The organism is Pseudomonadota bacterium, assembly GCA_039028935.1.
Taxonomy (GTDB): Bacteria; Pseudomonadota; Gammaproteobacteria; order Steroidobacterales; family SZUA-146; genus SZUA-146.
In genome coordinates this window covers 151550-175482 of sequence record JBCCHD010000004.1, presented here as the reverse complement: position 1 = coordinate 175482, position 23933 = coordinate 151550, and the positions used below count along the sequence as shown (strand labels likewise).

The 23933-nt window shown below is 56.7% G+C and carries 16 protein-coding genes; 7 read left to right on the top strand and 9 right to left on the bottom strand.

Translation table 11 applies throughout. The features are described from left to right. The 3 genes from AAF465_03580 to AAF465_03570 all read left to right on the top strand — a co-directional run. On the top strand, nt 1-1800 hold a 1800-nt coding region (locus AAF465_03580; GenBank protein ID MEM7081792.1), incomplete at its 5' end, for a tail fiber domain-containing protein. Nucleotides 1801-1924: 124 nt separating this feature from the next. Next, complete coding sequence (locus AAF465_03575) at nt 1925-2503, top strand: ECF-type sigma factor (protein MEM7081791.1); 579 nt, start codon at nt 1925-1927, stop codon at nt 2501-2503. A 1-nt stretch (nt 2504) separates the two neighbouring features. Beyond that, nucleotides 2505-4925 (top strand): serine/threonine-protein kinase, encoded by a 2421-nt coding sequence (locus tag AAF465_03570; protein MEM7081790.1) that lies wholly within the window; start codon nt 2505-2507, stop codon nt 4923-4925. Between the two features lie 4 nt (nt 4926-4929). Here AAF465_03570 and AAF465_03565 read toward each other — a convergent pair whose 3' ends face one another. The 7 genes from AAF465_03565 to AAF465_03535 all read right to left on the bottom strand — a co-directional run bounded on the left by AAF465_03565 (nt 4930) and on the right by AAF465_03535 (nt 15524). Next, nucleotides 4930-6168, bottom strand: coding sequence for an MFS transporter (locus tag AAF465_03565; protein MEM7081789.1), 1239 nt, complete (start codon nt 6166-6168; stop codon nt 4930-4932). 176 nt (nt 6169-6344) lie between these two features. Then, nucleotides 6345-7664 carry a sorbosone dehydrogenase family protein gene (locus AAF465_03560; protein ID MEM7081788.1) on the bottom strand — a complete coding sequence of 440 codons (1320 nt, stop codon included), beginning with the start codon at nt 7662-7664 and terminating at the stop codon, nt 6345-6347. A 43-nt stretch (nt 7665-7707) separates the two neighbouring features. Next, on the bottom strand, nt 7708-10905 hold the full coding sequence (locus tag AAF465_03555; protein MEM7081787.1) for an amidohydrolase family protein: 3198 nt from the start codon (nt 10903-10905) through the stop codon (nt 7708-7710). A gap of 239 nt (nt 10906-11144) precedes the next feature. Further along, the gene (locus AAF465_03550) at nt 11145-12293 is read right to left on the bottom strand and encodes a dockerin type I domain-containing protein (GenBank protein ID MEM7081786.1); all 1149 of its coding nucleotides are present in this window, start codon (nt 12291-12293) and stop codon (nt 11145-11147) included. Between the two features lie 101 nt (nt 12294-12394). Next, nucleotides 12395-14173 carry a CRTAC1 family protein gene (locus tag AAF465_03545; protein ID MEM7081785.1) on the bottom strand — a complete coding sequence of 593 codons (1779 nt, stop codon included), beginning with the start codon at nt 14171-14173 and terminating at the stop codon, nt 12395-12397. Nucleotides 14174-14195: 22 nt separating this feature from the next. Next, a complete protein-coding gene (locus AAF465_03540) occupies nt 14196-14852 on the bottom strand; it encodes a DUF480 domain-containing protein (protein ID MEM7081784.1) in 657 nt (218 codons plus the stop codon). A gap of 273 nt (nt 14853-15125) precedes the next feature. Continuing rightward, nucleotides 15126-15524, bottom strand: a complete 399-nt coding sequence (locus AAF465_03535; protein ID MEM7081783.1) for a PaaI family thioesterase — start codon at nt 15522-15524, stop codon at nt 15126-15128. A gap of 93 nt (nt 15525-15617) precedes the next feature. Between AAF465_03535 and AAF465_03530 the strand changes: the two genes are divergently transcribed. Beyond that, the gene (locus tag AAF465_03530; GenBank protein ID MEM7081782.1) at nt 15618-16196 is read left to right on the top strand and encodes a hypothetical protein; all 579 of its coding nucleotides are present in this window, start codon (nt 15618-15620) and stop codon (nt 16194-16196) included. A gap of 303 nt (nt 16197-16499) precedes the next feature. Here the strand turns inward: AAF465_03530 and AAF465_03525 are convergent, their stop codons facing one another. After that, entirely contained in the window at nt 16500-17624 is a 1125-nt protein-coding gene (locus tag AAF465_03525; GenBank protein ID MEM7081781.1) for a hypothetical protein, read from the bottom strand. A gap of 198 nt (nt 17625-17822) precedes the next feature. Beyond that, nucleotides 17823-19304, bottom strand: coding sequence for a sodium/proline symporter (locus tag AAF465_03520; protein MEM7081780.1), 1482 nt, complete (start codon nt 19302-19304; stop codon nt 17823-17825). Between the two features lie 258 nt (nt 19305-19562). Here AAF465_03520 and AAF465_03515 point away from each other — a divergent pair, with 258 nt between their 5' ends. The 3 genes from AAF465_03515 to AAF465_03505 all read left to right on the top strand — a co-directional run bounded on the left by AAF465_03515 (nt 19563) and on the right by AAF465_03505 (nt 23835). Further along, nucleotides 19563-21011, top strand: a complete 1449-nt coding sequence (locus AAF465_03515) for an aldehyde dehydrogenase family protein (GenBank protein MEM7081779.1) — start codon at nt 19563-19565, stop codon at nt 21009-21011. A 145-nt stretch (nt 21012-21156) separates the two neighbouring features. Next, nucleotides 21157-21510, top strand: a complete 354-nt coding sequence (locus tag AAF465_03510; GenBank protein MEM7081778.1) for a hypothetical protein — start codon at nt 21157-21159, stop codon at nt 21508-21510. A 441-nt stretch (nt 21511-21951) separates the two neighbouring features. Then, a complete protein-coding gene (locus AAF465_03505; GenBank protein MEM7081777.1) occupies nt 21952-23835 on the top strand; it encodes a dockerin type I domain-containing protein in 1884 nt (627 codons plus the stop codon). The last annotated feature ends 98 nt before the right edge of the window (nt 23836-23933 follow it).

Sequence of the window (23933 nt, the reverse complement as noted above, 5' to 3'; positions counted from 1 at the left end):
TCGATTTACACCAGCGAATCGGGCGGTACACCGGTATGGTCTGAGTTTCAGAGCGTCTTTCCTTCGCAAGGGTTGTTTTCAACAACCTTTGGCAATCAGTCTAATCCATTCCCGGCGGGGATGTTTGATACGCCACTTTTCCTGGGCGTCAAGGTGGGCACCGATGATGAGATGACGCCAAGGCGCGCGTTGACCTCCGTAGCCTATGCTCTCAAAGCCAACGATGCCAATACGCTCGGTGGTAATACCGCGCAAGATCTCGATCAAAGCAGCGATATTCAGTCGCTCTCGACGACGACCGATACCCTGCAAACCATACTCAATACACTCGAAAACAACATCGAATCCATCGAATCGCAGGTGTCGTCTAACAACAGCGATGTTATTACACTCACTAATGCGCTCAGTCTTGCTGAGAGCGATATCGATCAGGCTGTCTTTTTAATCCAGGACAATGCCGCGGCAATTTCGACGATCGACAGCGTCATTCCGCTTCTGCAGCAGCAGATTGGTGGTTCCTGCCAAAGTGGCTCTTTTATGGTGGGTGTAACCCCGACGGGTAATGTGCAGTGTGCCACCGACAACAGCGGTCCGTGGTCAACCAATCTTTCAACTCACTTCGTTCCGGCGGGCCATGCGGTAGCAATTGGCACAGCCAACGCGAGCGCCGATCTATTTATCGATTCGGCGTCGGGTGGGACGCCTTTGCGCGCGCGTGTAAGTGGCACGACTGCGCTCATGGTCCATGAGAATCGCAGTGTATCGGTTGGAACAGCGGGCGTTGGTCCCAATGCCGGCCTCTATGTATTGGGCGACGTCGGTGTCGGTGCATTTGCACCGAACGCGAAACTGACGACCTCGGACCCCGATTGGCAGTTCAGCCTGCGTAATCCGTTTGCAGGGGGAGCAGAATGGTTTGTGGGTTCGAGCGCCGACAGTTGGGCGGCAGGGGGCGGCAAGTTCGTAGTGTCCAACGTCGCCTCGTCGTCGAGCGCCCCGTTTGTCATTGATGCCGATGAAAACGTCGGTATCGCCAACGTATCACCAAGCACCCGTCTGCACATCGGCTCTGGAAGTGATGTGGCACCCGGCGGTGGCGGTTTTATGACTTTGGGAAGCGACACGTCGATCAATGTGGCGCTGGACAACAATGAGATTATGGCGCGCAACAATGGAAATGCGGCGCCGCTAACACTCAATGCGGAGGGCGGAGAGGTGCGCGTTAATACAGGCGGCAATCGGAATGAGGATGCCTTTGAAGTTCGCGGGCGCGTGGTGTTCGATGGCGGTACAAACGGCAACTTTCGCATCACCCAGGCCACCGACGGTACCGCCTATACCGTGCTGGAGCCAACCAGTTTTGAAACTGGCTACCTTGGGCGGGGAACGTTTCCGTTTCGGGCGATGTACAGTCGAGAATACTTCGCGGCCAGTCCCCTCAATTACAGTTCCTATTCGGATCGTCGACTGAAAACCAACATCCAGCCGATTCGCAGCGCCGTGGATACGATCAAACAGCTCGAAGGCGTTTCGTATGCGTTCGTGCCTGATACGCGTGGTCAGCGTGCACAAGCGTTGAGCGGACAAGAGCGGTTTGCGAGTGATCATCAGCTTGGCTTTATCGCCCAGGATGTGGCCGATGTGCTACCGCAGCTGGTACGGGAGGATCCAACGACCGGATTGAAGACGGTGGCTTACATGGGATTGATACCCGTGCTGGTCGAAGCACTAAAGACACAGCAGGCCATGTTGGAGGCACAGCAGGCCGAACTTGAGCAACTGAAATTGCAGCTTAACTAGAGGCGTCGTGCTTTGATCGACTCTTGGCAGGCCCCGCCACAACGAAGGTAGCGCGGCGCTTCTTCCTCGATTGCTGGCGCTGATTTTAAGAAAGTCGCTATACTGCCCCAAGGAAGGGGGCGAAGTGAGCGAAAAACAAGCCATAACAAAGCTGCTTCAGGCGGCGGCGGACGGTGATCGGCAGGCGGGCGATGCGCTGTTTGCGCAGGTCTATGACGAACTTCGAAAAATCGCGGCTGCCCATCGACGCCGTTGGCGCGGCAACCATACGCTCAACACCACGGCACTGATCAGTGAGGCGTACCTCAAGTTAGCAAATAGTGATTTATCGGGTTATGAAAATCGCACGCACTTCTATGCAACGGCCTCACGCGCGATGCGGCAGATTCTTGTGAGCTATGCAGAGCGTGCCTCAACGGCGAAGCGCGGCGGTGATGCCGTTCAGGTTACTTTGTCGGGTTTGGCGCTCGATGATGAGACAACACTGGATGACGTGGTGCAGCTCGACGCCGTGATCAAATCACTTGAGAAGGAAAATCCGCGACATGGAGAATTATTCGATTGCCGCGTATTCGGCGGCATGACGATTGCGGAGACCGCCAATGTCATTGGCGTATCGCCCGCAACAGTCAAACGCGACTGGGCGTTGCTCAGCGCATGGGTATATCGCGAAATGCAGCGAGAGGGGAAGGACGAAAGCTGACATGCCGATTTCGCCGCGGATTGAAGAACTGTTTAACGAAGCGATCACCCTGTCGCCCGATGATCGCGATCGCTTCCTGAAGCAAGCCTGTGGTGACGATCAGGCACTGTATGACGAAGTTAGTTCGCTACTCACGGCGGCAAACGAAAGCGAAGCTTTCTTTGATGGATTGTCGAATAAAGTGGGTCTTTCCGCATTGGCTGAAGACGACTCGAGCACATTTATAGAAAAGCGTTTGGGCCAATGGCGTCTTGTGTCGTTGTTGGGCCGCGGTGGAATGGGGGCCGTCTATCTTGCCGAACGAGCCGATGGCGAATTCGAGAAGCGGGTGGCGGTAAAAACACTGTCGATTGGACTCGATAGCCACGTTGCCAAAGAGCGCTTTATCAACGAGCGGCAAATTCTCGCTCGACTTGTCCACGACAATATCGCGCGGCTACTGGATGGCGGCGTGAGTGATGACGGCACGCCGTACTTTGTCATGGACTATGTGGATGGCGTGCGTATTGACGAATACTGCCGTCGCCATCAATGCAGCGTACGACAGGCAGTGGATCTCGTCCTTGAGGTGAGCAATGGCGTGCAGTATGCCCATCGTAATTTGGTGATTCATCGCGATCTGAAGCCCACGAATATTCTGGTTGACCATTTCGGTTACCCGCGCCTTCTCGATTTTGGCATTGCCAAAGTGCTTGAGTCGGACCAGGACGTTGCACTCACGCAAATCGCACAGCGCCCCGTGACGCCTGCCTATGCGAGTCCAGAAATGTTGCGCGGTGAGGCGGTAGACGTGACAACCGATGTGTATTCCATCGGCGTTGTGTTGTATCAACTGCTCACTGGCGTTCTGCCGATTGACGTCGAGGGTTTGAGTTTGGCCGAACTGCACGCCAAGGTGAGTCGCCAATCCCCCAAGCCCGCTCGTCATTGCAATGATCTTATTGATACCGATTTGGACGCGATTCTGTCCCGCGCGCTGGCCAAAGATCCGGCCGATCGTTATGCGTCGATGGAGAGTCTCGCATCGGATCTTCGCCATTGGCGTGAGGGCATGCCGGTCAGTGCGAAGTCGCCGTCATGGTTTTATCGCGCGCGAAAATTTGTGGGGCGTAATGTCACCGCTGTGGCGTTAAGCACCGTGGCGATTGTAAGCCTCGCCGGTTTTGCCCTATTTGCCAGTCTTTCAGCCGCTCGCAGCGAGCAGCAGCGACTGGCGGTTTTGGCCGAACGTAATCGACTGCAGGCCACCCAGGACTTTTTGGTCAGCATATTCGAGGCCGCTGGACCTAAGGCAGAGGGCCGCACGGTCACCGCACGCGAAATTCTTGAATCGGGGCGCGAGCGCGTCCAACAAGAGTTTACCGATGAACCACGTCTTCGGGCCGATATGATGGAAACCATTGCCGGCGTGTATATGGCGATGGGGTTGAACAACGAAACTCAAGAGCTCATGTACGAGCGCAAAACGCTGGTGGCGGAACTGGATGGTCAAAACAGTCGTGAATATTTCGACATCCTCATGCACCTGGCGGAGTCCGAGGACATGGTGGGGAACTATGCGCAAGCCGAAGCACTGGCCTATGAGCTTATCGATATCAGTAAAGTGCTTGGCGATCTGGCCAGTCAAGGTGAGGCCCATGGCCGGCTCGGTCGTATGATGCATCTCCAAGGAGACTACGAAGGTGCCGATCTGCAATATCGAGAAGCGCTGCGACTGCTCCAACAATCGCTGGGTGATGACGACATGCGTACCGCGGCAGCCAAGCTAAATCTGGCGACACTGTTAGACCATACCGGTTCGCACCAAGAGGCCTATGACATTTTCCTAGACATCGAGGCTACGCATAAACGGGTTAAAAAGAACAAGGAAATTGTTGAAACCGATCTGCACCTGGGTATGGCTCGATCGCTGACCAACTTGAAGCGATACGATGAGGCAATGGCGATCTATCAAAAAACGATGGATCAGAACATTCGGCTTTATGGTCCTGATTACACCTACAACCTCTATATCGCGAATGGCATGAGTAGTGTCGCGGAAATTAGAGGGGATTATGGCGAAGCTTTGCGCATGCAAGAAGAAGCACGACGGCTGATTATGCTGCATACGCCCGACAGCCCAAACGTCGGTCGCGTGCACCTGAATCTAGGGCGCATCAATCAGCTGCAGGATCGCTGCGAGTCGGCCATTCCGACGCTTCGTGAAGCGGTCGAAATACTTTCCGATAAACTGCCTGATCATTTTGTGGTTGGGCAGGCCAAGTGGCGTCTCGGCGCGTGCCTCGCTGAGTTTCAAGAAGATGCCGAGGCCGAATCACTCCTGTTGGAGGGGGTGGCGATATTAACTACGCACCTCGATGATGATCATCGGTTTGTTATGCGCGCGCGCGAGGCCCTGGCCGCTTTTCAAGCCAGAGACTGAGCGACTATCGTACTTTTCGATGGAACAGTGTGCTCGCAATGAGACCAACCAGCGCGAAGGCCGCGAGGAACACGAAAAAGTGTTGATGGCCGGCGAGTCCAGGCGAGCGATCAATGAGCACACCGGCGACAAACGTGACGAATATATCGGGTGTGTAGCCCACAACCGAGACGATACCAATCGCTGTGCCGGTAATCGGAAGCGGAACCCGTGCCTCTTGAAATAATGCGAAATACAGACCGCGGAAACCGAAAATCGCGATGCACGTGAGTAACACATTACCGATTAATACCCATTCGGCACCGGGTACTGTGAGGGCGAAATAGAGGTCAGCCAGAAGCAGTAGGGCAAATAACACAATCAGTGTTTTCGATGCCCCAATACGGTCGCCGATAAGGCCGGCGCCAATCGCTGCGACGATGCGCACCCAGGAGCCGAGTGTGACTAATCCTGCCGCTTCGGTGTCTGTTAAGCCGTAGACTTGCACAGCAAACAGCGAATAGTTATCAAATCCTTTGTAGCCCACATACGCACACAAAACGATAATCGCCTGTAACCACACGGTGGGTAATGCAAGAGCGGCAGAGATTCCAGCCAGGGGTGGCGTGTGGGAGAACGCTGCCTCACCGGAGGTTGGTCGGACGATAAACCAGACCAACACGCCGGCAAGCAATGTGACGGCGGTATAGCCGTAGATAATCGTGCGCAGCACCGCGCGTTTTTCCTCAATGGTAGCAGCGCTGCCGCCGTCGGGTAACGCGAACGCGAGCAGCGCGACGCCTACGCTGGCCAGCGCAGCGGCCAATAGCCCACGACCGCCGTCGAGAAATCCGTACGCTTTACCCTGTTCGTGTTCGCCACCCCACTGCCGGGTGGCTTTGATCATTGCCGCCCAAAAAAGCAAGATGGTCGAGAATCCGAAAAATCCCCATAGCGCTAACGCGCCCGAGTAGGTTGGAAAGGTCGCCATATACACGCCACCCAGAGCGGTCGCCCACAGCGATGAGGCAAGCAAGGTATGCGCAGGAAAACGATCGGCAAGTGGGCCACCTAGAAAATAGGCAACCATAGCGGTTATACCGTAGAGCCCTTGCGCTGCTCCAAGCTCAGTGGCGGTAAGACCAAACACCTCCAATACTGTGGGTCGGAAAAAACGCGTCACGTGAAACGGCAAGGCGAAAATAGCTTCGCCGGCAATGATGAGCCCAGTCAGATAAAGAAAACGGCGTTTGGCACTGGTCATTTTTTATTGTGCCCCAAGAGTGGAGTCAGGTGTGACGTTATCGCGCCGCGCATCCGATGGTCGCAAGCGGTCATTGATCCGATCGAGCGCGCGCTGACCGTAATCGTTTTAGCGTCCGTTGCACTCGTCACGACGCGCTCCTGTGAGCAAAAGCGACAAACGTCAGGCCCCGCCCGTTAGTTAGGCGCCACGCGCCAGATGATATTGCCCACGTCATCGGCGACCAGTACCGCGCCGTCGCGCGCCGTTACCACGCCGACTGGGCGCCCCTGAGCGTTGTTGTCCGAGTCGAGAAAGCCGGTCAAAATGTCGAGCGGTTGACCGATCGGACGACCGTTTTCAAATGGGACGAATATCACTTTATAGCCACTATGCGGTTTGCGATTCCATGAGCCGTGTAAGCCAATAAAGGCACCGTTTTGAAAGTCAGGCATCAATGGGTGTTGATAAAACTCGAGACCGAGTGCTGCGACGTGCGCGCCGAGAGCGTAGTCGGGGGCGATGGCTTGAGCAACGAGGCTCGGTTTTTGAGGCTTAACGCGCGTGTCGATGTTTTGTCCGAAGTAGCTGTAAGGCCAGCCGTAAAAAGCGCCTTGTTTTACTTCTGTCAGGTAATCAGGCACCAAGTTGTTGCCCAATTCGTCGCGTTCATTGACCACCGTCCAGAGCGCGCCTGTAATAGGGTGCCATGCCAGGCCGACCGGATTGCGCAGGCCGCTGGTAAAGACTTCGCGTTGGCCTGATGCGATGTCGATTTTCAACACGGCGGCGCGATCCACTTCGTTGTCCATGCCGTTTTCAGCAATGTTGCTATTAGAACCCACGCCCACATATAGCGTCTGTCCGTCTTCGCTGGCGACCAAGCTCTTGGTCCAATGCTGATTGATCTCGCCCGCGGGGAGTTCGGCGATCTCGACGGCCGCGGCGGTTAGCGAGGTTTGGCCGCTTTGATAGGGAAAACGCACGATTGCATCGGTATTCGCCACGTACAGATAGTCGTCGATTAGCACCATGCCAAACGGTGAGTATAAGTTCTCGAGAAAGGGAGTTTGCAACTCAGCGACGCCGTCACCATCTGCATCGCGCAACAAGGTGATGCGATTGGCGCTTGCCGTTGCCGCGCCAGCTTTTTTCATGACGCGTCGAGCGACCCAGCCTTTTATACCGCTAACGCCGCCTAGTTTACGCGGCGCGTTTGATTCGGCTACCAACACGTCGCCGTTGGGCAGCATGTAGATCCAACGCGGGTGATCAAGACCCGATGCGAAGGCGTTGACCTGCAAGCCATCCCTCGCAACGGGCATCGCGCCATTTTCCCAGCCCCGAGCGGGCGCAATATTGACCACGGGTATCAATGATGTGTCTGGATCCGGGAGTGTCGGATCGGTGCCCACGCCGGCGGATACCGGTGCATCCCCGCCGCTGCTGCATCCGCACAACACGACAAGAGACAATATGGCGATCAAACCGCTCGTATGGACGCGTTTAGTTCTCATGTTGGATTCCTTTGCGATGTGTGATCACGCGACTCTGGCCTGTTTAGTCGAGCTGCCAATAAAAAGGCCGGGAAACCCGGGTGCCAGAGATTTGCTCATTTAGCGTTTGAGCATCATAAAGTCGCCCATTCAGCATCACGCGATTCACTTGGTCGGTGGTGTAGATGTCGTCGAGCGGATTACTATCAAGAACCACAACATCAGCGAGCTTGCCGGTTTCGAGTGTGCCAAGATCACGCTCGAATCCGAGTTTCTCGGCGGCGGCGATGGTCGCGGTACGCAGCGCCTCAACGGGAGACATTCCCCCTTGGGCGAACCCCCAAATTTCCCAGTGACTGGCCAGGCCCTCGCGCTGGCCATGTGCGCCAATACTCACATTAACGCCTGCGTCAGCGAGTACTTTGGAGGCCGCTGCCGCGTTGATATGATAAAAATCCTCATCCGGCGCGGTAATGCGTCGCACAGAGCGGGGTTGCAACACGCGCGGCGGTACGAAACGACTTAAGATCGGGTGTTCCCATACATTGCGTTCTTTGTACCAATAGTGCTCGGCGGTCAGGCCACCGTAGGTCACGACTAGCGTCGGCGTGTAGGCGACGTTGGTCTGTTGCCAAAACTGCACCACGTCATCGTAGAGGGTTTCTTGAGGCAAGTTGTGCTCTATGGCGCTATTGCCGTCAGCCACCATCGATAGGTCCATATGGTAGAGCGCGCCGCCTTCGCCCACGGTGAGCATGTTCTCTTCACGAGCCGCAACGGCAACCTGTTGGCGCTGATCACGCCTGGGTTGATTGTAGTTCTTCACACTGATGGCGCCTTGGGCCTTAAGTCGGCGAACGTGTTCACGCGCCTCCTCCAGTGAGTCGATTTTGGCAAAGCTGCCCGATCGGGCGCCATAAATGATGTTGCCTGTCGAGTAGATACGTGGTGCCAGAATCAGTCCGGCACGCTGCATTTCTGCTGCTGCAAAAATTGAGGTGGCTTCATTGGAGGGGTCGAAGGTTGTCGTGACGCCAAGCGCGAGCGTGCCGTAGTGGCGCCAGTTCTGTTCGACCATCATGCCCGCGCTTTGCTGGCCATGCGCATGTGCGTCGATCAGGCCGGGAATCAGTGTCTTGCCCGTCACATCGACGACATTGGCATCCGTAGGAATCTCGACCGCATCCTTTTCGCCAACCGCCACGATGCGATTGCCGCGCACAACCACCGTGCCGTGCTCAATGACACCGCCGTCGGCATCGCGCATGGTGATTAGGCGGCCGCCCGTAAACGCGATCGTACTGTCAGGGACATCCGCCGCGACTCTCCTCGACATCGATACGCCGACTTCGGGCGGCCGATAGGCTGCTTCTTCTTCATTTGGCAATGCAAACAGTGCATCGGTGGGTGTGCTGTACAGCGTTGGTCCAAGCGACCAGTGCAGTGCGCGACCGTCGGCGCTCCAGTGCGGAAAATTACCACCGTCGCCACTGGCGCGCGTCATATTAAGACTGCCGACATGGGTAGTCACCATAAGGGGGTGGCCGCCCGGTGGAAGCGGTAGTACATAGATATGGTAATTTTCTCGAAAGGCGACGTGGCGATCGTCGGGGGCCACTTCAAATCGTCGCAGAAATTCGCCGCGCGCATGCACGCGTGGATTGTCGCCATTGAGGTCAATGCTCACGAGCATTTGGCCACCTTCGACGTCGCGAGTGACATAGAGACGATCATTGCGACGGCCAAAATGCGGATTGCTGCTGGCGGGTGTGATGAAGCGCGCCTCGCCGCCTCGCGAGCTGACCATGAACACCCCGTTTTGCATCGTGCGAGCCGGAGACGTGAGGTTGCCCAGGCGTGCAGAGACGAACGCAATAGACTCGCCGTCCGGCGCATACCGCGGAGCGTGAAAGTGGCCAGATGTGGCGGTGAGTGTTTTACTTTTTCCGCCGCGCGACCGAACCTGAGCAATATGGCCAAGCCCATCATCGGTCCAGCTCACGAAGGCAATATGACGCCCATCCCGCGACCAGGTTGGGTCGTACTCGATTGTGTCGCCGCGGGTTAGGCGTTTTGCTTCGCCATCGGGCAGGCGCTTAATGTAGAGCTTGCCCATCGATTCAAACACCACGCGATCGCCAGCGGGTGACACCTCAGCGTTGCGCACCATTTGCGTATCGAATTCGTCGGGCGCTACATCGAACTTCGGGCGAGGGGGCGCATACACCGTGCGTGTATCGTTGACTTCAAACGGTATGGGTGTGACACGCTTGCTGTGTATATCGATGCGCTTGATGGCCCCTTCACTCCAAAAGACAATGCTGTTGGAGTCGGGGGTCCAGTCAAAATTCGGGTACACACCCTGGACTCCCCACACTTCTTGCATATCGCGATCGAGCTGTTCGTAAATGGCATATTCCTCGCCGTTGGTTAGATCTTTGAGGAACAACGCGCTTTGCGTACGAATTCGGCGTACGAAGGCCAAGTAGCGACCATCGGGTGATGGCGTTGGACGCACGGCGCCGCCAGGGCCTGTGACGTACGGCTCGGTGATGCCGGTGTGCAGGTCGTGACGACGGATCTGAAAAATCTCGCCGTTTGAGTCCTGCGCGTACTGAAAGCGGGCACCCGGTGTGGTGTCCATGCTGAAATAAATGTAGCGACCATCTGGTGAGATGGCCGGTTCGCCTATTTCCTTTTGATGTTGCGGTGATGGTCGTTCGACCACAACAATCCCACCCCCTCCGTTGCGGTGGTACATCCAGATCTCTCCGGTACCCAGCGAACGCGTGGTCGTGAAATGCTTTCGGGCGACGAGATAATCGCCCTCTGGCGACCAGTAGGGATTGTTGAGGAGACGAAAGCGCTCCTTCGTTAGCGGACGTGGGTGATCGCCGTCAGCGTCCATAATCCAAATGTTGTCGCCACCACCGGCATCGCTGGTAAAAGCAATTTCGGTGCCGTCCGGGCTAAATCGAGGTTGAATCGACCAAGATAACCCGCTGTGAATGGCGGTCGCTTGGCCGCCGGTAATGGGCATCGTGTAGATGTCGCCGAGTAGGTCAAACGCGAGCGTGCGGCCGTCCGGACTCACGTCGAGACTCATCCAAGTGCCTCGCGTCGTGTTAATCGCGATGTCACGCGCTTCGCCGCCGATGGCTTCTACCGACCAGCCTCCCGACTCGTTGTCAGCGCGCGACGCGGTGGATGTGAATAGCCCGACGACAAACAGACCCACGACCAGCATGATAGTGTTGTACATGGTTTTCCCCGAGCGCCAAGTGATTGCGAATGATCATAGACGATAGTGCCCTGGGAACTCCACCACAGGGGCGACATCACGTCGCGAAAGGAAAAGCCGCTTTCAGACGGTTCGTTTTTCCGGTTAGGCGTAGAACGGAACCGTCATGTCGGTCAGAGTGGGGAGTGGTTCTGTTGCCGGGAGTTCCAAAAAAAAGGCCGGCAAAGCCGGCCTTTTCTAGTCTTACCACCGCACCGAGTTTAGCGGCCGGCTGCACCCATGAGTTGATCGAGCAGATTCTGCTCGGCGGGTGACGCACCGCCTACCGACGGCGTGCGAAGGAATTGTGCTTGCGATTCAATGTACTGAATCGCGCAATTCAACGCACCTGGGCCGGCATCACATTCGGTGATAAACAGCGACTGCCAGTTCTTCGGACAGGCTTCGGGAATCTGCTCCATAATCGCGCGCGCGGTGCCGGGCGTTTTTAGCTCCGACGCGAGTGCTTGAATGGTGAGCTGGCCCGAGGTTACTCGACACGGATCGTTGGCGAGGTTGACGACAGGCTGGTTCGGATCTTCCGGATGTCCTTCGTAGTGGCAGAAGTAATCGTGGAAGGGCTCACCTGCAGCCATCGCCAGTGCGTCCGCCGCGTAGCGACCGAGCTGAATGGGAATCGTGGGCAGGCTGAACGGCAAGGCGTTAGCGCGTTCTGCCAACACCGGATCAACCGGGCCACCACCTGCGGCCGACGGGTCGATCATCGCCTGACCCCAGGTCATCATTGCTTCAGCCACCATGTCGGTATTCTCAAGACCAATCGCAGAGCCTTGTGTTGATGACGTACACACGCCGTCACAAATATCCGGAATCCAGTCGCCTGTCGTGAGGTTGGATTCGATTGAGCAACCTGCGCCGATTACACCGAAGGGTTTGATGTCACGCCATACGCAAATGTCTTCCGTCGCAAAACTGCCAGGACCATAGTTGCAGAACGTACCGCTTGGGCAGTCGCCGCTGAAGTAGCAGGTGCACGGCGGTTGTTCTGGATCGGTGCCGGTTGGGCCCGGAACCGTCATGAACAACTCACCAAACAACGCGATATCGACAAAGTTCACTGAGCCATCGCCATTGATATCGGCATCGGGATCGGTGGTCAGAAAGCGCTGACTGAGGTAGCTCAGATCGAGAAAGTTAATTTGACCGTCGCCGTTGAAGTCGGCGTCGCACATGTTGCCAAATGAATCGCCATCGGTATCGCGCTGGAGTTCGTTGTGAACCAGCGTGCAGTTATCATTATTATCGTCGAAACCGTCGCCGTCCGTGTCCCATATGTCTTGCGCAAGTGCAAAACCAGACCAGGCCACCATAAGACTCATGCACAGCCATTGTGTTGATTTGAATTTCATGGGAGGTATCCCCTTGTTGTTCCCCAATTTAGAACGTCAACCTTAGTCCGCCTCGAAGATTCATGCAATCGACTTTTTGTGCCGCACCGCGAATCAACCGGTTAGCGTTTGACGTAGGTTTTCACTTTGAGTCGTCGATCCAAGCGAACGCGCTGCAGCACAATCGGTTCCCCGTCGCCCCAATCAATGGTGAGTTTGTCGATACGTTTGACGTCGCCAAGACCAAAATGAGCGACCGCCTCACTCTGCCCAAGATAGGTGCCGCCAGCCTTTATATACTGGGTTTGCGCGACGCCGCCGGCTTCGAGCGTCAGACGAGCGCCGATGCCGTGTGGCGCGCGCCGTGGGTGGAGGCTTGCGTCAATTTCAACCTGCAACCAGCGGGCAGTGAGCGACGTATATGAATTGTTTTGCTCATTTCTAAACAAGCGCATGGGTTCCTGATTCGACAAAATGACGATATCGATGTCGCCGTCGCGATCGTAATCAAGCGTTAAAAGTGCGCGGCCCTGGCCGGTGTGATCAAAGCCGGTTTGCGCATCGGGCGCGGCAAACGTGCCGTCGCCATTGTTACGCCAAAGATACGACGCTTCGTTGTCAAAACTCGCGCCCGTCACTGAGTCTTGGAACGGCCACCCGTTTGTCATGACTAGATCCGTCCAGCCGTCGTTATCGAAATCCGCCGCTTCGGTGCCCCACCCCCAGCCGCCATCGTGCACTCGATAGCGTTCGGCCTCTTCTGCAAACGTGTGCATGCCCTGATTAAGATAAAGGCCGTTTCCCCAGAAGTCGCTCTCGAATGCGGCGGTGGGCCAGATCGCCGTTACAAACCAGTCGAGACGACCATCGCGATTGAAGTCGCCGACGGTTGTGCCCATCGCGTTGTGCGCATTACCGATGCTCCAACTCACCTCGTCGTTCGCATTGGCTAAGCCACTGCCCGGGTCGAGTTCGGTAAAGGTACCGTCCTGGTTGTTGCGGTAGTAGCGATTTGTGCCAAAGTCGCCGGCAACCAGCAGCTCAGGAAAAAAGTCGTTGTCCATATCCGCAAAGATGGCGCCGAAGGCGCGCGTGCTGCGCGTGATGATCCCCGCGCTGGCAGTCGCGTCGACAAAGGTACCGTCGCCTTGATTATCAAAAAGTCGAGCGCCGAGCACCGGCGCGTTATGCCAGGCGCCGACAAACAAATCGAGATCGCCATCGCGATCATAATCGCCAAACGCGGCACCGTAGCCGTCAGGGTGCGTGGTGCTGGTTGTCGATACGCCGGCCTCAACCGCCACGTTCGTAAAGCGGTCACCGTCGTTGCGATACAAACGATGTTTGCCGAGATCGGCATTTTCGCTCATGGCGCCGAAGCTGGTGACAAACAGATCGACGTCGCCGTCATTATCGTAGTCGCTGGCTGTGGCGCCGGTTCCTCGGTGTGGTTCGGCAAGATTCCATGAGTCCGCTTGATCCGAAAACGTGCCGTCGCCATTGTTGATATACAGCGCGTCGCGGCGGTCACCACCACCGATCACGTAAAGGTCTGCGAAGCCGTCGTCATTGAAATCGCCCACCGCGCCGCCGCCCGTCATCGGCCCGGACTGATGGTCGATCGCATTGTCGTGAACAAAACTCAGACCGGCGTCTTCGGTGACATCAGTGAACCGTATCTCACTCGGTGGATTGAGTGCTGGATTCACCGGCGAACCCACTGATGGCTTGGCGACCTGAGTGGGCGGTAGAGCCCCTTTGCTGGCTGGCAATCGAGACGAGTGGACAGTTTGGTCTCCCGACTGTTTTGCTGAGTCAGCATTCACTGTGTTGGCGACAAACAAAGCGCTTGAGAAAAGCGCTGCGGCGTACGCCAGACAGGATAACGATACGGACGTCATCGACGTTCTTGGTGAATGTTGATTAGTGTTGTTCATTGAGTCGTCGGGTAAGTTCAGTCACTTGTGTTTCCAATGCCTCAACACGCTCAGTCAGCGCGTGGAGGGCGCTGGCGGATGACGCGCGCGGCGCGGGCGTAGGCGTTGCGGCGGCATAGGCATCGACATCGATATCGCCACAAAAAAGATGCATGTATTCGCTGTCTTTGCGGCCGGGCGTACGCGGTAGCTGAGTCACCAGCGCGTCGCTGTCGCTGGCCATCAGTGTGTGAAGCGTAGCGACCACGGCACTGTTGTCATCAAACGCATGCAGGCGAGTGGAGCGAGTGCGAAGTTCGCCAGGTGTTTGCGGGCCGCGCAGTAACAGCAGGCACACCACCGCATGCTGGGCGCTGTCGAATTGATAGCCTTCATACTGGGTCGTGTAAAATCGATGGGAATATTTTTCTACGCCGCGTCGAAAATTCTCGTCGAGCGTGACGAGCTTTTTCTTTTCAAGTTCACGCACCGCATGCTGCACGGATCCTTGTTCGAGATTCATCACAGGATGGCGACTCGATTTTTGGTTGCACGCGTTGGTCAGAGCATTGAGTGTGAGTGGGTATTGGTCGGGTGTTGTCACCGACTTTTCCATCAGGCACCCGATCACGCGGGCTTCAGTTTCGGTAAGCATGTGGCGCATGCTGGCTCCAGATTGAGGCGTTTATTATTGCGACCGCGGGCGCCGGCGGCGCTTGCGTGGTCGATAGGTTAAACATATAACGACAGCGCAAGGGGTGTCGACCGTTTTCGTCTGGGCGCAACATAATCCATGCGCAGAGGAGGAGCTAGAGTCAGCCGTGACTAAGGATCATTCAGTCGCATCGGCCCACTAATGCGTGCGAGCCCTTGGATTCTCGTTGACCGGCCAGGGTCAACCGATGAGCGGGTCAGCCTGTCGGCGAATCGGCCGCCATTAGGCCAGCATGAAGCGAGCGCTGCAGCTGGCAATCATCGAGTCGTCGTCGGCGAGCCGCATTTCGCCTTTCATTTGAATGAGTCGCCCACGCTCGCTGTCGATCCAGCCGATCAGCTTGACCGTTTGACCTACTTCAAGTGCTTGCCGATAGCGCACATCGCATTTGGCCGTATGCGCCTTGCGCTGCTGCTGATAAAGCACGTTCGCCATGACGTCATCGAGACAGGAAAAAATGATGCCGCCGTGCACGGTATTTTCGTAACCCACATGGTGTGCATTAGGCGTAAATTCGCCAGTGCAGCGATCGCCCGCTACGGTGAAGACGATCTTCAATCCGATTGGGTTATCCGGTCCACACGCAAAACACTGGTTCGCCGTTTCAAATTCATCCGCCATTTATGCCCCTCGAACGTGGTCCGCTTAAACGTCACGCCGAACTTTGCGAGCGTGCGCGAGTCTTATTAAAGCATCTACACAAGGGGGGTTACCATGAATTTGATTCGAATTATTCCGGTACTGGCCGCCGGTATCGTTCTGACCGTGACGTCATCGGTCGCTGGCAACGCGCTCAACGGCATGAATCCGAACGCTCCGCCTGAGGTCGCGCACATGGGTAAGTTGGTCGGCCGCTGGTCTACCACTGAGGAGTCGCTTAAGCCGGACGGGTCGGGCTGGCAGCCGTCAACATCTGCCGATTGGGATTTTCATTGGGAATACAACGGTCACGGAATTCGAGATTTATACGTATCACCACCCGTTGAACAAAAGGTCGACGACGAGTCGACACGTACCCGCGGCGTGAATCTGCGTGTCTACAACCCGGCTGAAAAGAAATGGGTCATGACATGGCTCACCACCGCTGCCACGCCACCCTCAGGATTTACCGCGGTGTCGGACGCTGAGACGATCGTTATGCTCAGCGACAAACCGGGGGCCAATGGCTTTCATTCGCGCATCACGTTTTTTGATATTCAAGACAACAGTTTTGAGTGGAAGATGGAGTGGTCCAAGGATCAAAAGCAGTGGCTCGAAGTACACCGAATTCACGGTGTGCGTAAAGCCGAGTAGCGGCGCTCGGGACGCAACGACGCGGCGTTCTGAGATTGTCGAGTTGACCGGATTCTAAGCAGCGGCTGAGCGCTTGCTACAGGCAGGTCGGCCAAAGCCGTTGCCGAGGTTCGGCGCTGCAAGGCGTGTCATCCGCGTGCCGATTGCTGGGAGGGCGCTCAATAGAATGAGGCCAGACCCTCAGTTTTGTATGCTACTAAGTCAATGCCACCACCCTTTTTGCTCTACCGCGCCTGTCTAGCAAAAAGGATTTAGTACAAAACGTGCGGGTCCGGCCTCATAGTCGAACAACGTGGACGGGGTTTAGATCAACGCGTCGAAACGAGCCTCCATGCGCATGGCCATTTCGCTGAGCGTGTCGGCGGCAAGCCCATTCCCCTGGGCCTGCTCGGGCTCTGCGCTGTCGAGTTGACTCACCAACGCGCTGAACACCTGCAGTTGAAAGCTACCGCTGAACGCGAAATTCGGTCGCACGCCACCGGTCTGAAAGCGATCACTGAAGGCGTTGATCGAGTCGGAGACTTGATTCAAGAAGTTGTTGATCGTTGAGAGTGCGTTAGACAGAGGCTCACTCAGTGCCGCCGGTGTCGCATTGGCCGATGGCACTGGCGCCACTGCCGGCGCAGGCGCCACAGCATCGGGGGATTCTTGGACGACAGCAGGCTCATTCACCGCGGCGGTTGAGGGTGCCGCTGCCGCGACATTGACCGGATTAGCGGTTGACGCTGCGACGGTCGGCGCACTGGGTTCGGGATCGTAAACCGGCGCTACTTGCACCTCTGGTGCCACGGGTTGAGTGGCCGGGTCAGTTGGTGCCGGAGCAGCCTGTGCCAATATGTCGGCATACGTAACCGTTTCCCGTAGATTAAACTGCATGTTGACGTTGGCTAGCTGCTCGCTGTCGAAATTCAGCTGACTGGCCATTGAGAAAGCGTTCTTCACATCGCCATCGTAGAAATTGGTGGCCATCTCACGCGCCTGAATCAGCACATCTCGAATTGCGGCGAGTTCCTCGCCGTTCAAATCGCCTTCAACGACCACTTTAAACTGCGACGAATTGCTGCCGAGCATCGAAAAATCAGAGATGACGGTACCGCCTTCCTCAAACTGTTGATTCTGCGCGTTGTAACTCTCGCTGTTGAGAAACTTCATACGCACGATGTCACCTTCCTGCGTACGCAGCTGCAACGTGCCGCTTTCGGAGCGGTCGTAGGCGATCGCGCTTTGTACCGCCTCCCGCACGCCGACAGACGAGTTGCCGCTACCCGCAGGCAGTAAGCGACCGGCATCGATTTGTCCTGCCGACCGACTCATGGTTTCGCGTTCCTGATAGCCGACTTGCTGTTGGCTGCCATTGCTATTGAGGCTAAAGCTCTCAAAGCGCTGAACGTTGGTAAAGGCTGCGTTAATCGTCGAAATGAGGTCCATGTTGTGCTCGCTTTCCCCAAAGGGCGTAAACAAAATCTGTCGATGATGGACATAATAGCGGCGGCAGAGTCGCAAGCTTTAGCGTGGATGCTGAAATCGGCTCGATTCCATCCATCGCGCGTTGTCGCTTTGCGGGAAAACCCTGATACCGCACCCACCCTGACGGCGCGCCGGTGGGGTCGTTTGGATCGCAATCCGTTACGTCCGGCGATGGCGGGGTGCGAGCATGACAATCAGTAGCGGCGGGATGAACGGCACGACGCGCTCAAACGGGTCGCCGGGCAGATGAGCCAAATCGGCCAGTGTTCGTGACAGTGCATGACTGGTGTCGGCCACGTCGATGGCGCCGTACGTATAAAAGAGAACAGTGAGGCTGAATCCGGTCAGGATGCTGGCCACCCGAGCAGCGGCCGCTGGCTCCCGACCCAGTAACCGCGCGATGATGACAGGGCCAAACGCGGCGCCTAGCGCGTTCCAGGCGAACAAGACTCGATTAAATATTGTGTCGGGCAGCGTCAGCGCCAAGGTGACCGCCGCCAAAACAAGCCCGGCCATGACCACACGCGACAGCGTCAGCTCGCCGATGCGTAGGCGCCTGGCTAGTCCAAGATCGTGCGCAATCGCGGCGGCGGCGGCCAGCAGTAGCGAGTCGACGGTGGACATGACCGCCGACAGAATGGCTGCGATGACAATGCCGGCGAGAAGCGGTGGGAGCAGCGCTTCCGCCATCAGATAAAAAATCTGTTCGCCATTGCCAGGCTCCAGCGCCAAGCTGCGTGCGGCGAGCGCCAGCGAAGCCATGCCCAGATAAACCAAGACCGCCCAGGTCATGGCGATGGCAAACCCTTGCTTGCGTTCGCGCTCACCGCGTACCGCCATTAGGCGAGCCAGTAGGTGCGGCTGCCCGAGTGTGCCAAGACCGATACCCGCCAGGCCAAGCACAAATCCGACAAACACGAATCCGGCGTGACCACCCGACATGTCGAGGAGGGCCGGATTGCTGGCACTCACGGTCGTTATCATCTGGCCGTAACCGCCGGCATGGATCACGGCGATAGTGGGGACGAGTATTGCTGCCAGCATCATGACAATACCTTGCAGCGTGTCGGTGATGCTGGCCGCCCAGAAGCCGCCCAGCAAACAATAGAAGAGGATGATGGTGGCGCCGAGTAGCAAACTGGCGGTGCTGCTCATGGCGAAGTTGGCCATAAAGGCGTTCGCGGCGGCATCAAACTGAGCGGCAATATAAAAAATAAAACAAAACGTGATGAGCAACGCGGCTAGTGCAGCAATTAGGGTTTGTGCCTTGGGCGGCACATTGGCGCTAATAAATTCGGTGGGCGTCACGTAGCGTTTCGCTTCGGCCTCTCCTCGCAGTCGCGGGCCAAACCACAACCACATCACGACGTAGCCGCCCCAGATGCCAGGCAGCATCCACAGCGCCGAGACGCCATAGGCAAAGGCAAACCCACTGAAGCCTAACAGGACCCAGGCTGACGACGTGCTCGCCGCATAAGACAAGCCCGCAACCCAGGGGCCAAGATTGCGTCCACCGAGCAGGAAGTCGTCGGCTGTTTGCACCCGACGAGACGCCCATAGGCCGATGCCTATCAGCAGCAGCTTGTACAGGACAAGGGAAAGGAGAATGACGGTGGTTTGGCTGATGGCTCGTGTCCTCACGCGTTGGTGGTGAGCATTATAAGGGGATAGCCGCCACAACGGGCAAGCCATTGCGCGGGTGTCTGACAGTGCGTTTCACGTAGCGACGAGCGTAGCGTGGGCTCGTCCTGCTCTGTCCAGCGATCGCGCTGTGGACTGGCGTTGGCCTAGCGCCTGCTTGGTGGTTGTACGCGTATGGAACGCGGTGTACATTCGCGTTCCCGCTTGCTTATGCGAGCCGCAATACGGCACATCCAATTTTTTTGCAGGAGCCGCGACATGCTCGATCGACGACAGTTCTACATCAATGGTGAATGGGTCAATCCCAATTCGGACGCGGGAGTTGCGACCGAGCTTGAGGTGATTAATCCGTCAACGGAACAACCGTTCGCGTTGATTTCACTGGGCAGTGAAGCGGACACAAACGACGCGGTGGCTGCGGCCAACGGAGCGTTTGATGAGTGGTCCTCTCATCCCAAGGCTGAACGTATCGGTTACCTCGAACGCATTCTTGACATTTATACGGCGCGCATCGACGACATGGCGCAGGCCATCAGTCAGGAGATGGGTGCGCCGATTGACATGGCGCGATCGCAGCAGGCAATGACCGGCATCGGGAATATTAAGGGAACCATCCGTGCCGCCAATGCGTTCGAGTTCGAGCGTCCGCTTGGTGATCACGCGCCCGACGACCGTTTGTTGTACGACCCAATTGGGGTGGTTGGATTGATCACGCCTTGGAATTGGCCGATCAATCAAGTCACGCTCAAAGTGATGCCGGCTCTGGCCGCGGGTTGTTCGATGGTATTGAAACCGTCAGAAATTGCACCGCTATCGGCGCTGTTGCTGGCGGAGATGATTCACGAAGCGGGTGTGCCTGCTGGCGTATTCAATCTGGTCAACGGGGATGGTGCCGGTGTGGGCACGCAGCTTTGTGCGCATCCAGATGTCGACATGATTTCATTCACCGGCTCTACCCGTGCGGGCACGCTAGTTTCCAAAGCAGCGGCTGATACGCAAAAGCGTGTGCACTTGGAACTCGGCGGAAAAGGGGCGAACATCATTTTCAATGACGCCTATGAAGCGGCGGTCAAACGCGGCGCCATGCACTGTTTCAATAATACGGGGCAGTCTTGCAACGCCCCGACGCGTATGCTGGTTCAACGCGAACGTTACGATCAAGCCGTGGAAGAGGCGATTGCGGCGGCTGCGAAATGCAAAGTCGCGTTCGCGAGCGATTCAGGTCGACACATGGGACCGGTCGTTAGCAAGATCCAGTTTGATAAAATTCAGTCGCTCATCGAACAGGGTATCGATGAAGGTGCGCGACTGGTTGCCGGCGGGCCGGGCAAGCCCGATGGTTTTGACACCGGTTACTTCGTCAAACCCACGGTGTTTGCCGACGTCAATAATGACATGACCATCGCACGCGAGGAGATTTTTGGCCCCGTGCTGTCGATTATCCCATTTGATACCGAAGAGGACGCGATCCGCATCGCCAACGATACGCCGTATGGACTGGCCAACTATATCCAGTCGGAGGACCCAGAGCGCCGCCGCCGAGTGGCGCGTCGTATGCGAGCGGGCATGGTGGAGATGAATGGCAAGCCAAGGGGTGCCGGCGCGCCGTTTGGTGGTGTCAAAGCGTCGGGCAACGGCCGCGAAGGGGGAATCTGGGGCCTGGAGGAATTCCTCGAGGTCAAAGCGGTGAGTGGGTGGGGCCACTGATTGACACCTATTCCGGTGTTGTGCGCCAGCTGAGCTCTTGACGGACGATGTCGGTTCGCCCCACGATTGCAGGCTACTGAAAAGCGCCGTCTCGATTTGAGGCGCACCGCACGGGGGGCGGAGATTGACGCCTGTTCGCACCATAATGCGCACGATACTCTTGAGTGGCATCGCTCTTTTGAGCGCGTGCACCCCTCATTCGGCCGATCGCGTATCGCCCGATTACGCGGAACAGTCCAACACGCCACTCACCTATCGCCGGCATGGCTCACCAACACAGCAAGACGCTAACTGGAACCGCCAACACCTTGCTGAATCGGTGAGGCGTTACAACGAAACTCGCGAAGAAGACGAGCAGATTGGCTGTGACTATGTCCCGCGTTTAGGCACACGCATGACGCGCTTGAGCTGCTGGTTAATCAACTCGGGCGAGTCGTTGGATGAAGAGGCGCTTCGCGCGGTATTGCTCGGCCAGGCCATTACGGATCCTATTTACTAGCCGCTCTCGGCGTTCTTCGCGCCGACGATCTCGCCCGGGCAACCGTGATGCGATCCGGCGCGTTGGGATCGAGCCTGTGGAGGCAACCGCATTTAGGAAATATGTCAAATGCTCGGTCGCGAAGACTGACCATTGCGTCCCTCCATCGGGTCGCAATCATCGTAATGAACGTTTGCCGGAAACGGATCAGAACGCGGTTTATCATTTGAAATTTCATATTGTTAGGGTCGAATGTGCCGTCGTCCGTCCAACGATTGCTCTTGGACAGTGCGGCGATGACTGGACAGGCTTGGCAAGACCGCTCAATATAATCAACGAAAACAAGAAGTTTGGAGCGAGGGCATCCGGGGGATCGAGCGGTAGTGGGCCGTGGTGTCAGCGTGCCAAGATAGTCGACAACACGACAAGTCGGACAACACAAATAACAGGAGGGAACCGACGATGAGTGATCAAGCTCCGCGCGTACGCGCGCGCACCATAAAAACCATGGCCGTTTTGGCTATATGTACCCTGGCGATTGAAACCCACGCGGAGATAACGTCGGGCGTGGTAACGGGAGGATCGTCATTTGTGAATGGCGGATTGTTTATCGAAATACCCGCGCCAGTGGTCTTGCCAAACAATGCCTACAACGACGACAACGTGAGGGCCTTTAACGAGCAACAAGACGTGACGCTCACATCGAATATCAGTTTACATGTGGCCGCAAGCGGTTTGGACAGCAGCATTTTGGGCCCGGGCAGCGTCGTGTCGAGTCACTACATTATCTATGACCCGAGTGCGACAGAAGAAGTCGAAGCGAGCGTGACCTTCGACGAACCGATTCTCGGTGTCATGATTTATAACGAAGGATTCAATATCACGGATCCTGTTCTTGGTAATCCGGGTACCGCTTATGACATTGGCAGTCAGGAACTGGAGAGTCCGGATACCGTAACGATCTCGGGCGACACGGTGTCGTTCTTTTTGCGCACCGTCTCGCCGGGTGACGCGATTCGTGTGATAACAGGTGTCGATCCAGAGCCGGGCACGACGGTGTGTGTGGGGGGTACGGCGACGCTTGCTGGTGTCGTAACGGGCGGTTCTGCCGCGGAGGCGGGGGGCGTATTCCGCCAGATTTGTGATCCCATCGGACCGGTAGGGGCCGACAATTTCAATTCGTTCGATCTGTTTGCGTTCGAAGAACAGCAGGCGGTTGAGCTCACTGCGCCATTGGCCGTCGATGAAAATTTCAGTATCGACGCCGGTGAAATCGTGTCGAGCTTTTATGTTGTTTTCGACCCGGTCGTTGACACCAGAAACCAAGGTACGATCACGTTCCCGGACGACATCATTGCTGTGATCAAGGATCGAACGCAGCTACAGGATAGCGAATTTTTGGGTAATGCGTCGGCCACTTATCTTGAGCCTGACTTGCTCGGATTGGAAGGTAGCGACAACTTCACCATCAACGGTAATGAGCTCTTTGTTAGTTTTCGCGCAAGTTCACCGGGCGACTCGGTGCGCGTGCTGTTGGGCAGCGCTTCACCGAGTCTGTTCTTCACTGTCTGTCCGCCCGAAGACGTGACCATCACAGGCGTAGTGTTGGGCGGTACGGCGGCGAATAACGGCGGTGTGTTCGCACAGCTGTGCGATCCGATTGGTCCGGTTGGTAATAACAACTTTCAATCGAATGATCTGTTTGCCTATGAAGAACTGCAGGGCGTTGTGTTGACCGATGATCTGACGCTCGATGAAAACACTGTGGTACCGGCCGGTTCGACTGTGAACAGCTACTACGTCTCGTTTGATCCAGCCAGCAGCCGATCGATTCAAGGGGATGTGACGTTTAGCGCGCCCATTCTGGGTGTCGCGACATCGCTTGAGACGCTCAATGACAGTGACTTTCTGGGTAATCCGACCGCCAACTATCTGAATCCATCATTACGCGGACTCGAGGTGGACGATTCGGTGAGCTTCGCCGGCAATGTCTTCTCAGTGGCGTTCAGCGCTAATTCACCCGGCGACTATGTGCGCGTGATAACCGGCACCGTAGTGGACAGCGACGGCGACGGCGTCAGCGATGATGCGGACAACTGCACGGTAGTGAGTAACGCCAGCCAGCTCGATGTCGACGGTGACGGTTATGGCAATGCGTGCGACCCTGACCTCAACAACGATGGCGTCGTGAACTTTTTGGATATCGGCGTGTTCTCGGCGGCGTTTGGCAGCACCGGCTCGCAGATTGCCGACTTTAACGGCGATGGCGTGGTGAACTTTATCGATTACGCGATTGTGCCGGACTACTTCTTCGGTCCGCCCGGGCCGAGTGGGGTCGCCCCCTGACGCCCCAAACCCGGCGTCAACCGCTTTAGAACCCGGGTCACGGCGACTGCTCAGTTGCCGTGACCCGCGGAGCGATCGAGCGGGATAACCGTAAATCA